We start from the raw sequence: 12,609 nt of genomic DNA, 5'->3' as shown, positions 1-12,609 counted from the left end.
GGACGGCGGAGCGGGTCAGCGGCACCGAGGTGCCGGTCGTCGTGCCGGCGGCGCGGCCGGTCGGTGCGGGCAGCCGGGGAAGACGACCCGGAGCGGGGGCTCGGCGTCGACCGTGGGGGGCGGCAGTGCACCGACGCCGGCAGTCACGCCCGCCGAGCGACCGCGCGAAAGCCGGGAAGGCCGGGAGCGACGGACAAGCCGGAAATGCCGAAGAAAATCATTTGCGTCGAAACGGCCTGGACAGCAAGTCTTGCTGTTTGCCCTTCACCACTTCGGTAGCGCCGTCGCCGGTGGACTCCGTCCTTCTCGATGCTGGGAACCTCATGCAGATTCGTGATCTTCCGTACCAGGACCCCGGCGATCCTGATGTACGGTCCGGCCCCCGTTTCCTCGTCTGGCTCGGCCGCAACCAGCTCAAGGGGCAGCTCACGTCGCTCTGCTGGGGGCTCTTCCACCAGCTCTCCCTCGCCGGACTGCCGCTGGCGGCCGGTCTGGCGGTCCAGGCGGTCATCGACCGCTCCGGCACCCGGCTCGCGCTCTCCGGCGGCCTGATCCTGCTCCTCGGCATCGGCATCGCCGTCGGCGACACGATGCTCCACCGCACCGCCGTCACCAACTGGATCACCGCCGCCGCCCGGGTGCAGCAACTGCTCGCCCGGCGGACCGCCGAGCTGGGTTCGGCGCTGACGCGTCGGGTGGCGGCCGGCGAGGTCGTCGCGGTCTCCACCGGCGACGTGGAGAAGATCGGGTGGTTCGTCGAGGCGCTCTCCCGCTTCCTCGCCTCCGCCGTGGCGCTCGTGCTGATCTGCGTCGGTCTGGTGCTGTACCTGCCGTCGCTGGGCGTGCTGGTGGCGCTCTCCGTCCCCGTACTCGCGCTGACGATGCTGCCGTTGCTGCCCCGGGCGACCCGGCGGGCCGACCTGCAGCGGGAGAAGGCGGGCAAGGCCACCGAGCTGGCTTCGGACACCGTCGCGGGGCTGCGGGTGCTGCGCGGCATCGGCGGTGAGGAGCTCTTCCTCGGCCGCTACCGCCGCGCCTCCCAGGAGGTCCGCCGCGCGGCCGTGCACAGCGCCCGCATGTGGTCCCTGATCTCCGCGGTCCAGGTGCTGCTGCCCGGTCTGCTGCTGATCGCGCTGGTCGGGTACGGGGCCGGGCTCGCCCGCGACGGAGAGATCGAGGTCGGCCAACTGGTCACCGTCTTCAACTCGGCGATGCTGCTGCTCTACCCGCTCAGGACGGTGGAGGAGATCGCCATGGCCTACTCCTTCTCCCGTCCCTCCGCGCAGCGCGCCGTCCGCGTCCTGTCGTTGCGGCGGCACGCGGGTCCCTCCGAGGCGACCAGCGGCAGCGCGACGCCGCCCTCCGGTGATCTGTACGACCCGGTCACCGGGCTGCTGGCCGCAGAGGGCCTCTTCACCGCCGTGGTCTGCGGGGACCCGGACGAGGCGGGGCGGCTGGCCGAGCGACTCGGCGGCCACGCCCCCGCCGAGGACACGCCGGACGGGGACGGGGCGCCGCAGCCGGTGGCGTCCGTCCTGCTGGGCGGCACCGCGCTGGACGAACTGCCGCTGGCGGACGCGCGCACCGCCGTGCTGGTGCAGGACAAGGACCCGGTGCTGCTCTCGGGCACGCTGCGGGAGCTGCTCGACGTACCCGCGTCGGGAGCGGTGCGCGCCGAGGACGCGTTGTCGGCCGCCCACTGCGACGACGTGCTGGACGCGTTGGCCCAGGCCTCCGTCGACACGGACGGTGACCCGATGGGGACCCGCATCACCGAACGCGGACGCTCGCTCTCCGGGGGGCAGCGGCAGCGGCTCGCGCTGGCGCGCTCCCTGGTCACCGACCCCGAGGTGCTGGTGCTCGACGAGCCGACCTCGGCCGTGGACGCGCACACGGAGGCCCGGGTGGGCGCCGGGATCCGGGAGCTGCGCCAGGGTCGGACGACCGTGGTGTTCTCCTCCTCGCCGCTGCTGCTGGACCTCGCCGACCGGGTGGCACTCGTCCACGACGGGACGGTCGTCGCGGTCGGCCCGCACCGCGAACTCCTGCACACCGACACGCTCTACCGCTCGGTCGTCACCCGGGAGACCGGGGACGAGGGCGCGGTGGCGGCCCCGCGGGCGGTCTCCTCGCGCGGTACGGCGGCGGACAGCACCATCGACGAGCTGAACAGCCTCCGGCAAGCCGGAGAGATCGAGGAGAGGGCATGATCGGCCTCGCACCACCGTCGTACGACCCGGCCGCGCCGAAAACGGCCACCACCCTGCCGGTGGGCTCGGCCGCCACCGTGCGGGCCTACGTCCGCGATCTGCTCCGGCGTCATCGCGGCGCGTTCGCCGTGCTCGTCACCGCCAACGTGGTCGCGGTGGTCGCGTCCATCGTCGGGCCGTACCTGCTGGGCGGGCTGGTGGAGGACCTCGCCGACGGGGTCACCGATCTCCACCTGGAGCGCACCACCGCGATCTTCGCGGCCGCCCTGCTGCTCCAGACGCTCTTCACCTGGCTCATGCGGCTGCGCAGCGCGATGCTCGGCGAGGAGATGCTCGCCGACCTGCGCGAGGACTTCCTCGTCCGTGCGGTGGGTCTGCCGCCCGGTGTGCTGGAGCGGGCGGGGACGGGTGACCTGCTCTCCCGGATCACCACGGACATCGACCGGCTCGCCAACGCCATGCGCGAGGCCGTCCCGCAGCTCGTCATCGGCGTGGTCTGGGCCGGACTGCTGATCGGGGCGCTCACGGTGACCGCGCCGCCGCTGGCCCTCGCGGTCCTGGTGGCGCTCCCCCTGCTGCTCACCGGCTGCCGCTGGTACTTCAAGCGGGCTCCGTCCGCGTACCGCTCGGAGTCGGCCGGGTACGCCGCGGTGGCCGCGATGCTCGCGGAGACGGTCGACGCGGGGCACACGGTGGAGGCCCACCGGCTCGGCGCGCGGCGGGTGGCGCTCTCGGAGCGGCGGATCATGGAGTGGACCCGGTGGGAGCGGTACACCCTCTTCCTGCGCTCGGTGCTCTTCCCCGTCATCAACCTCACGTACGTGACGGTCCTGGGCACCGTGCTGATGCTGGGCGGCTGGTTCGTCCTGGAGGGGTGGCTGACCGTCGGGCAGCTGACGACGGGCGCGCTGCTGGCGCAGATGCTGGTGGATCCCCTGGGGCTGGTCCTGCGCTGGTACGACGAGTTGCAGGTGGCTCAGGTGTCGCTGGCCCGGCTGGTGGGGGTGCGCGACATCGAGCCGGACGCGGGCGACGAGGCGGTGCGTCCCGAGGGCCGGGAGGTCCGTGCGGACGAGGTGCGCTTCGGCTACCGCTCCGGGGTGGACGTGCTGCACGAGGTGTCGCTGGACGTGGCCCCGGGCACCAGGATCGCGCTGGTCGGCCCGTCGGGGGCGGGCAAGTCCACGCTGGGGCGGCTGCTGGCGGGGATCTACGCGCCGAGGACGGGTGCGGTGACGCTCGGCGGCGCGGAGTTGTCCCGGATGGCCGCCGAGCGGGTGCGCGAGCACGTCGCACTCGTCAACCAGGAACACCACGTGTTCGTCGGTTCGCTCCGCGACAACCTCCTGCTGGCGCGGAGCGGGGCACGGGACGCCGAGCTGTGGGCGTCGCTCGCGGCGGTGGACGCCGACGGCTGGGCGACGGCGCTGGAGGACGGCCTGGACACCGAGGTGGGGTCGGGCGGTGCGGCGCTGACACCGGCGCAGGCCCAGCAGATCGCGCTGGCGCGGCTGGTGCTGGCCGACCCGCACACCCTGGTGCTCGACGAGGCGACCTCGCTGCTGGACCCGCGCGCGGCCCGGCACCTGGAGCGGTCGCTGGCCCGGGTGCTCGAGGGCAGGACGGTGGTGGCGATCGCGCACCGGCTGCACACCGCGCACGACGCGGACGTGATCGCCGTCGTGGAGAGGGGCCGGATCAGCGAGCTGGGCAGCCACGACGAACTGGTCGCGGCGGACGGTGCGTACGCGGCGCTGTGGCGGTCCTGGCACGGGTGAGCGGACCGGCACCCCCGGCTCCGGGGGGCACTCCCGGCTCCGGGGGCACTCCCGGCTCCGGGGGCACCCCCGGAGCCCGGGTCCGCCGCACACCCTCCCGCCTCACACGGCTCCCCCGGGGGGTGTGCGCGGGGAGTAACCCGCCGTGCCCGTGCCGCGTCACCGTCCGGAAATTCGATCTTCCTACGGTGCAGGGAGGCAAGGCACACACCGCGGGGTGGGGGTTCGGTGGCATCTGGCTCGAACGACGGCGGCGTCCGTACGGTCTGTTCGTACTGCGGCGTCGGCTGCGGCATCGTGCTCGACCTGGTACGGGACCCCTTGGACGGCCGCCGCCGGGTGGCGAAGGCGTCCGGGGACAAGGCGCATCCCGCCAACGCCGGCCGGCTGTGCACCAAGGGGGCGACCGGCGCCGACCTGATGTCCGCGCCCGGGCGGGTGGGCCGCGCGCTGGTGCGCGCCGAGCGCGGCGCCGAACCGGTGGAGACGGACGTGGACGAGGCCGTCGTCGCCGTCGCCGGCCGGCTGCGGGCGATCCTGGACGAGCACGGACCGGACGCACTGTCCTTCTACGTCTCGGGCCAGATGTCCCTGGAGGCGCAGTACCTGGCGAACAAGCTGGCCAAGGGCTTCGTCCGCACCAACCGGATCGAGTCGAACTCCCGGCTGTGCATGGCCTCCGCCGGTACCGGCTACAAGCTGTCGCTCGGCGCCGACGGTCCGCCCGGCTCGTACCAGGACTTCGACCGGGCGGACGCGTTCTTCGTCATCGGCGCGAACATGGCCGACTGCCACCCCGTCCTCTTCCTGCGGATGATGGAGCGGGTGAAGGCGTCCGGGGCCAAGCTGATCGTCGTCGACCCGCGCCGCACCGCCACCGCCGACAAGGCCGACCTCTTCCTGCGGATCAGGCCCGGTACGGACCTCGCTCTGCTGAACGGGCTGCTGCACCTGCTGGTCGCGGACGGCCACACCGACGAGAAGTTCGTCGCCGCGTTCACCGAGGGATGGGAGGAGATGCCGGCGTTCCTGGCGGAGTACACCCCCTCCCGGGTCGCGGAGATCACCGGGATCCCGGAGGCGGACATCCGGCTGGCCGCGCGGTGGATCGGCGAGGCCGGCGAGTGGATGAGCTGCTGGACCATGGGGCTGAACCAGTCCACCCACGGCACCTGGAACACCAACGCTCTGGTCAACCTCCACCTCGCCACCGGTGCGATCTGCCGCCCCGGCTCCGGCCCCTTCTCGCTGACGGGTCAGCCCAACGCCATGGGCGGGCGCGAGATGGGGTACATGGGCCCGGGCCTGCCGGGCCAGCGGTCCGTACTGGTCGACGCCGAACGCGCCTTCGTCGAGGAGCTGTGGCGGATCCCCGAAGGGTCGCTCCGCACCGAGGTCGGACACGGCACGGTGGAGATGTTCGAGCAGTTGGCCGCCGGCGACATCAAGGCGTGCTGGATCATCTGCACCAACCCGGTCGCCTCGGTCGCCAACCGCAAGACCGTGATCGCCGGTCTGGAGGCGGCCGAACTCGTCATCACCCAGGACGTGTTCGCGCAGACCGAGACCAACGCCTACGCCGACGTGGTGCTGCCCGCGACGCTGTGGGCGGAGTCGGACGGGGTCATGGTCAACTCGGAGCGTAACCTCTCGCTCGTCCAGGGGGTCGTCGATCCGCCCGGACAGGCGCTTCCCGACTGGCAGTTGATCGCCCGGGTGGCCTGTGCGATGGGCTTCGCCGAGGGGTTCACGTACACCTGCGCGGAGGAGGTGTTCGAGGAGCTCAAGCGGGCGTGGAACCCGGCGACCGGCTGGGACCTGCGCGGGGTGACGTACGACCGGCTGCGCGCCACCTCCGTCCAGTGGCCGGCCCCGGCGGCCGACGGGCCGGACCGCAACCCGGTCCGCTACCTCAACGACGGCGTCAGTCAGACGCTGCTGGAGCGCGAGGACGGTACCCGCCCCCGCCTGGCCTTCCCCACGGCGAGCGGCCGCGCCCGTTTCTTCGCCCGCCCGCACCTGCCCGCGGCCGAACTCCCCGACGACGACTTCCCCTACCTCCTCAACACGGGCCGCCTGCAGCACCAGTGGCACACGATGACCAAGACGGGCAAGGTGGCCAAGCTCAACCGGCTCACCCCCGGGCCGTTCGTGGAGGTCCATCCGGAGGACGCGCGGGCCCTGGGCGTCGCGGAGGGCGACCACCTGGAGGTGGCCTCCCGGCGCGGGCGTGCCGTCCTGCCGGTCGTGGTCACCGACCGGGTCCGGCCGGGGACCGTGTTCGCCCCCTTCCACTGGCACGACCTGTTCGGCGAGTACCTCAGCATCAACGCCGTCACCAACGACGCCGTCGATCCGCTCTCCTTCCAGCCGGAGCTGAAGGTCTGCGCCGTCACCCTCGCCCGGACCGCCGCTCCCGTCCCGGCGGCCCGCCCGGGCACCGAACCGGAGACCACGCCCGTGACCTCGGCCCCCGTCTCCGTACCGGCCGCAGCGGCGGGCGGACCCGCCGGCTCGCCCGCCGGGGCGCTCGCCGCGCTGCTCGGCCTGGGCGATCTCGTTCCGCCCCCGCTGGCCGAGCCGGAGCGGCGCTACCTCTCCGGGTACCTCTCCGGTCTCGCCGCCGCACCGCCCACCTCGGGCGTACCCGTACTGCCGCCGGGCGCGCCCTTCGACACCGGACACGCCCTGTGGGTCGACGGTGTCCTCGCGGGGATGTTCTCCCGCACCGGCGCCCCGGGCCGCACCGACACCCAGGGCGGGACGCCGACCCCGGCGGACGCGGCGGACGGCGGCCCGGCGGTTGCCGGCCGCCGGCTCGTCGTGCTGTGGGCCTCGCAGACCGGCAACGCCGAGGAGTTCGCCCGGGGCGCGGTCGCGCACCTCACGCGGGCGGGCCGCGCTCCCGAGCTCCTCGCGATGGCCGAGGCGTCATCGGCCCACCTCACCCCCGGGACCGACGTCCTCCTCGTCACCAGCACCTTCGGTGACGGCGAAGCCCCCGACAACGGCAGCGATTTCTGGCTCTCTCTCACCACCGAGGAGACCGGACGGCTGGAAGGGCTCCGTTACGCGGTCCTCGCCCTGGGCGACTCGGCCTACGACGACTTCTGCGGCCACGGACGCCGGCTCGACGAGCGCTTCGCCGCCCTCGGCGCGACCCGCCTGGTACCGCGTGCCGACTGCGAACCCGATTTCGGGGAGCGGGCCGAAGCGTGGCTCGGCCAGGTCCTCACCGCGCTCGCGGAGAGTGACGGTGGGACGCCGGACCGGACGTCCGTGTCCGTGCCGGTGTCGCCTTCCCCCGCCACCGCGTCGGTGGCCCCCGAGCCGCCCGCTCCGGTCCGCCACACCCGGGCGTCGCCCTTCGCCACCCTGCTCGTGGGCAACCGGCTGCTGAGCCTTCCGGGTTCCGCGAAGGAGGTACGGGAGTTCGCGTTCGACACCCGTGACGGCGAGCTCGCCTACGACGCCGGGGACGCCCTCGGCGTGTGGCCGGCCAACAGCACGGGGCTCACCGCCGAGTGGCTGGCCCTCACCGGGCTCGACCCGGAGGAACCGGTGGACCTCGGCGACGGTGTCCCGCTCGCCCTTTCGGAGGCGCTGCGCACCCGGCTGGACATATCCCGGCCCGGCACCGGCCTGCTGCGGTTCCTCACCGAACGGACCGGCAGCCACGACCTGAAGCGGCTGCTGCGTCCGGACAACAAGGACGCGCTCGCGAAGTGGAGCTGGGGCCGGCAGGCCGCCGACATCGTCGCCGAGTACCCGGTCCGCGCGTCGGCGGCCGAGTGGGCCGGGGCCCTCGCCCGCCTCCAGCCCCGCTTGTACTCCATATCCTCCAGCCCGCTGGCCCACCCCGGCGAGGTCCGACTCACCGTCTCGGTGGTCCGCTGGACCAACCGCCTCGGCCGCGACCGCACGGGGGTCTGCTCCACCTACCTCGCCGACCACGCGGACGACGGCCCGGTCCAGGTCTTCGTGCAGCGCTCCCCGCACTTCCGGCCGCCCGCGGACCCCGCGACGCCCATGATCATGGTCGGACCCGGCACCGGGGTGGCCCCGTTCATCGGGTTCCTCGAAGACCGCCGGGCCCGCGGCCACACCGGCCCCAACTGGCTCTTCTTCGGCGAGCAGCGCCGGGCCACCGACTACTACCACCGGCGGGAGCTGGAGGCTTACCGGGCGTCCGGTCATCTCGACCGGCTCGACCTCGCCTTCTCCCGCGACCAGCGCAACAAGGTCTACGTCCAGGACCGGATGCGCGAGCACGGCCCCCGTCTGTGGCAGTGGCTCCGGTCCGGCGCGCACTTCTACGTCTGCGGTGACGCCGGCCGCATGGCCAAGGACGTGGACCGCGCTCTGAGAGACATCGCCGTCACCCACGGCGCCATGGAGCGGGACGAGGCCGCCGCCTACGTCCGACGGCTCGCCGCGGACAAGCGCTACGTCCGGGACGTCTACTGACGGTCCGCCCGACCTGCCCTCCGCGCCCCCGGGCCCTGGGACCCGTGCGCGGGTCCCTGGGCCCCCGGTCGGGCGCGGTCCGCCGGTGGCGGCCGTCCGGTCCGGTCCCCGATCTCCCGGGCCGGGAGGCGGGTTCGGGGGTGTGCGGTGAGGATGTGAGGTGACCCGCCCGGACTTCGGGGCAGGTGAGACACGACCGCGTAGCCTTGAGAAGGGACGCACACCGTGGCACCACCCAGGATTCTCGTCGTCGGCGCCGGCTTCGCCGGTGTCGAGTGCGTGCGCCGACTGGAACGTCGGCTCTCGCCGGGAGAAGCGCAGATCACGCTCGTCACGCCGTTCTCCTACCAGCTCTACCTGCCGCTCCTGCCCCAGGTCGCGTCCGGTGTGCTCACCCCGCAGTCGGTGGCCGTGTCGCTGCGGCGCAGCAGCCGTCACCGCACGAGGATCGTGCCGGGCGGGGCCATCGGGGTGGACACCAAGGCGAAGATCTGTGTGATCCGCAAGATCACGGACGAGATCGTGAACGAGCCGTACGACTACATCGTGCTCGCCGCCGGAAGTGTGACCCGTACCTTCGACATTCCCGGGCTGCTGGACAACGCCCGGGGCATGAAGACGCTCGCCGAGGCCGCGTACGTCCGGGACCACGTCATCGAGCAGCTCGACGTCGCCGACGCCAGCCAGGACGAGGCGGAGCGGGCGTCGCGGCTCCAGTTCGTCGTGGTGGGCGGCGGGTACGCCGGTACCGAGACGGCGGCCTGCCTCCAGCGGCTGACGACCAACGCCGTGAAGCACTACCCGCGCCTCGACCCGAAGCTGATCAAGTGGCACCTGATCGACATCGCCCCCAAGCTCATGCCGGAGCTGGGTGACAAGCTCGGGCTCAGTGCCATGGAGATCCTGCGCAAGCGCGGCATCGAAGTGTCGCTGGGTGTGTCGATCGCGGAAGCGCGGCCGGACCAGGTGACGTTCACCGACGGGCGGGTGCTGCCCTGCCGCACCCTGATCTGGACGGCGGGGGTGGCAGCGAGTCCGCTGATCGCCACGCTGGACGCCGAGACGGTGCGCGGGCGGCTCGCGGTGACGCCCGAGATGGCACTCCGGGGCGCCGACGGGGTGTTCGCGCTGGGCGACGCGGCGGCCGTACCCGACCTCGCCAAGGGGGACGGGGCGATCTGCCCGCCGACCGCGCAGCACTCGATGCGCCAGGGCCGTGTGGTGGCCGACAACGTCCTCGCGTCGCTGCGCGGGAGCGCCCTCCAGCCGTACGAGCACAAGGATCTGGGTCTGGTCGTGGACCTGGGGGGCCGGGACGCCGTCTCCAAGCCGCTCGGGATCGAGTTGAAGGGCCTCCCCGCGCAGGCCGTGGCACGCGGTTACCACTGGTCGGCGCTGCGGACCAACGTGGCCAAGACCCGGGTGCTCACCAACTGGCTGCTCAACGCGGCGGCCGGCGACGATTTCGTCCGCACCGGCTTCCAGGCGCGCAAGCCGGCGACGCTGCGCGACTTCGAGTACACGGACGCCTATCTGAGCCCCGAGGAGATCCGGGCGCACACGGCGTCCGCCGCCAAGCGGGTGTGACGCGTGCGGATCCCCGTACCAGGGACGGCGCCGCCCGGGAGGTTTCCGGGCGGCGCCGTCCCTCGTACGGGGATCCGATCCGGTCAGCTGTGGCCCGCCAGGACCGTGGCGACGGTGTCCGCCTCCTGTGCGGGTTTGTCCTCGCGGTAGCGCAGGACCCGGGCGAAGCGCAGGGTGACGCCCGCCGGGTAGCGGGTGGAGCGCTGCAGGCCGTCGTAGGCGATCTCGACGACGAGTTCCGGCCGAACGGTCACGACGTGCCCGTCGTCGCCGGTGGAGAGCGCGAGCAGGCGTTCGGTCTGCCAGGCGAGCAGCTGGTCGGTGAGGCCCTTGAAGGTCTTGCCGAGCATGACGGGGACACCGTCGGGGCCCCGTGCGCCGAGGTGGAGGTTGGAGAGCTTCCCGGTGCGCCGGCCGCTGCCCCATTCGGCGGCCAGGACGAGGAGGTCCAGGGTGTGCACCGGCTTCACCTTGAGCCAGGAGGCGCCCCGGCGGCCCGCGCTGTAGGGGGCGGTGAGCTCCTTGACGACGACGCCCTCGTGGCCGCGTTCGAGGGTGGCGGCGGAGAAGGCCTCGGCGGCGGCCCTGGCGTCGGAGTCGGCCGCGCCCTCCTGGGAAGCGGGCACGACGGTGCGGCGCACCCGCATCCGTTCGGGGACCAGGCGGGCGAGGGCCTCGTGGCGGGCGGTGAGCGGCTGGTCGAGCAGGTCCTCGTCGTCGACGGCGAGGACGTCGAAGAAGACCGGCAGGACCGGCAGCTCGGCCGCCGCCCGGGCGACGTCGCGCCGGGAGCCCACGCGGCCGGCGATCTCCTGGAAGGGGCGCGGCCGGCCGTCCGGGCCGAGCGCGATCACCTCGCCGTCGAGGATGAAGCGCTCGCCGGGGAAGCCGGCGACGGCGGCCACCACGTCGGGGAGCCGGTCGGTGATGTCGTCGAGCGTGCGGGTGTAGGCGTGTACGCCGGTGGCGTCCCGGTGCACCTGGACGCGGATGCCGTCGAGTTTCTCCTCGACCACGCAGCCGCCCAGCTTGTCGATCGCCTCTCCGACGGTGGCGGCGGTGTGGGCGAGCATCGGGTGGACGGGGCGTCCCACCGTGAGCCGGAAGCGGGCGAGCGCTTCGGGGCCGTCGGCGAGCAGGACGACCGCGACGTCCCGCAGCGAACCGGCGAGCATGACCGCCCGGCGCACCTCGGCGCCCGCCGCGCCGGAGGCGCGCGCCAGCGCGTCCACCGCGATCGCGTCCAGTGCGCCCTGGCGCAGCTCGCCGAGGAGCAACGACCGCAGGAAGTGCTGCTCGTCGGCGGTGGCCGCGCCCAGCAGGGCGCGCAGCCGCTCGGTGCGGGCGGCCCGGGAACCGGTGCCGGTCAGGGCGCCGATCGCGGTCAGCTCGGCGTCGGTGTGCGCGACGGTGAGCGTGGCCGAGGCGGCGGGCGCGACGGGGTCGCCGAGCTGGGACCAGCCGATGCCGAGCCTCCCCTGCGGGAGGCGTCCGGCGAGGTACGGGATGACGACCGGGACGTCCTCGGGGGCCGCGTCCCGGAACAGGCCGGCCAGCAGGTCGACCTTCCGGTTCCGGGCGGGGGCGGCGGCGACCTGCAGCGAGACCTGGGCGAGCCGGATGAGCAGCATGGGCCCATGGTCCTACGGGCACGGGCGTACCGCCCGGAGGCCCGTTCAGATGATGTTGAGGGCGCCTGCCGCGCCGAGTCCTCCGAGCACCATGAACACGGGCATCAGCACCTTCAGCTCCACCCAGCTGCCGGCCCGGAACCGCATCGCCTTCGGGGGCCCCAGGGCGTACCACCGCTTGCGACCGAGCGGGATGGGCCAGAGGATCGGGCAGCCCGAGACCGTCAGGGCGTCGCCGATGTCGTGGACGAGGGCACCGAGGAGGATCGGCAGCCCGAGCCACATGTACTCCTGGCCGGGCGCGTCGAAGAACCAGTTCGAGCCGTGGCCGGGCTGGTCCAGCACGCCGGCGAGGATCCAGGCGCTGGTCGCGCCGAGCAGCCAGACCAGTACGTCGCTGGAGACGCGGGCGGCCCGCCAGAGCAGCCCTTCGACGGCGAGCACCAGGTGGACGAAGAGGATCGCGAGGACCGCCCAGCGTCCGCCGAGGATCGCGGCGCCAGAGGCGACGGCCCCGGTGAGGACCGCCCACAGCCAGGTGTGGGTGAGGGTGCGGTGGCCGCCGGTGCGCCGGGGGTCGCCGGCGCCCCGGGTGGCCTTGTAGACGGCGTACGAGATCTTGTCGACGACCTCGCAGACCAGCTTGGACACCGGGCCGAAGGCGCGCGAGATGGTGGCCGACTTGTGGTCCAGGTCGGGTGCGAGGGCGGCTCCCGCCGTGATCAGCGCTCCGACGACGAGGACCGGCCAGGGCATGGTGTGACCCGTGGCGGCGGCAGCCGCCCCCACCCCGAGCCAGGCAGCCGCCCCGGACAGTGAGTGTGCCGGTCCCATCATGGTCTTTTCCGCCCCCAGAACGTGGTGCGGCCGACGCCGTTGCGGCGCGGCCGAGTTGAGTGGGAAGCGTACCGCCCGTGATCTTCGTCGGGCCGTCCG

At 73.4% G+C, this 12,609-nt stretch carries 6 protein-coding genes; 4 read left to right on the top strand and 2 right to left on the bottom strand.

Going from position 1 to position 12,609, the window contains the following annotated elements; translation table 11 throughout:
* The first annotated feature begins 323 nt into the window (after window positions 1-323).
* The 4 genes from PZB77_RS28215 (at window position 324) to PZB77_RS28200 (ending at window position 10,042) form a co-directional block, all read left to right on the top strand.
* A complete protein-coding gene (locus PZB77_RS28215) occupies window positions 324-2,210 on the top strand; it encodes an ABC transporter ATP-binding protein (RefSeq protein ID WP_275495453.1) in 1,887 nt (628 codons plus the stop codon).
* Window positions 2,207-3,988: an ABC transporter ATP-binding protein gene (locus PZB77_RS28210; RefSeq protein WP_275495452.1), complete on the top strand. Its 1,782-nt coding sequence runs from the start codon at window positions 2,207-2,209 to the stop codon at window positions 3,986-3,988. The genes PZB77_RS28215 and PZB77_RS28210 overlap by 4 nt, the downstream gene beginning before the upstream one ends.
* Before the next feature lie 228 nt (window positions 3,989-4,216).
* Complete coding sequence (locus PZB77_RS28205) at window positions 4,217-8,455, top strand: bifunctional nitrate reductase/sulfite reductase flavoprotein subunit alpha (RefSeq protein ID WP_275495451.1); 4,239 nt, start codon at window positions 4,217-4,219, stop codon at window positions 8,453-8,455.
* 225 nt (window positions 8,456-8,680) lie between these two features.
* Complete coding sequence (locus PZB77_RS28200) at window positions 8,681-10,042, top strand: NAD(P)/FAD-dependent oxidoreductase (protein ID WP_275495450.1); 1,362 nt, start codon at window positions 8,681-8,683, stop codon at window positions 10,040-10,042.
* An 83-nt stretch (window positions 10,043-10,125) separates the two neighbouring features.
* Here PZB77_RS28200 and PZB77_RS28195 read toward each other — a convergent pair whose 3' ends face one another.
* Both PZB77_RS28195 and PZB77_RS28190 read right to left on the bottom strand, forming a co-directional pair.
* The gene (locus PZB77_RS28195) at window positions 10,126-11,673 is read right to left on the bottom strand and encodes an ATP-dependent DNA ligase (protein WP_275495449.1); all 1,548 of its coding nucleotides are present in this window, start codon (window positions 11,671-11,673) and stop codon (window positions 10,126-10,128) included.
* A gap of 45 nt (window positions 11,674-11,718) precedes the next feature.
* Window positions 11,719-12,510 carry a metal-dependent hydrolase gene (locus tag PZB77_RS28190; RefSeq protein ID WP_275495448.1) on the bottom strand — a complete coding sequence of 264 codons (792 nt, stop codon included), beginning with the start codon at window positions 12,508-12,510 and terminating at the stop codon, window positions 11,719-11,721.
* Window positions 12,511-12,609 lie beyond the last annotated feature (99 nt).

This window comes from Streptomyces sp. AM 2-1-1, assembly GCF_029167645.1.
Lineage (GTDB): Bacteria > Actinomycetota > Actinomycetes > Streptomycetales > Streptomycetaceae > Streptomyces.
The sequence above is the reverse complement of the archived record's forward strand: the minus strand, read 5'-3'. Positions and strand labels throughout refer to the sequence as shown.

What these genes read in the sequence shown, in the direction of transcription:
- PZB77_RS28215 (WP_275495453.1), top strand. Translation starts at nt 324, where the DNA reads ATGCAGATTCGTGATCTTCCGTACCAGGACCCCGGCGATCCTGATGTA.
- PZB77_RS28210 (WP_275495452.1), top strand. Translation starts at nt 2,207, where the DNA reads ATGATCGGCCTCGCACCACCGTCGTACGACCCGGCCGCGCCGAAAACG.
- PZB77_RS28195 (WP_275495449.1), bottom strand. Translation starts at nt 11,673, where the DNA reads ATGCTGCTCATCCGGCTCGCCCAGGTCTCGCTGCAGGTCGCCGCCGCC.
- PZB77_RS28190 (WP_275495448.1), bottom strand. Translation starts at nt 12,510, where the DNA reads ATGATGGGACCGGCACACTCACTGTCCGGGGCGGCTGCCTGGCTCGGG.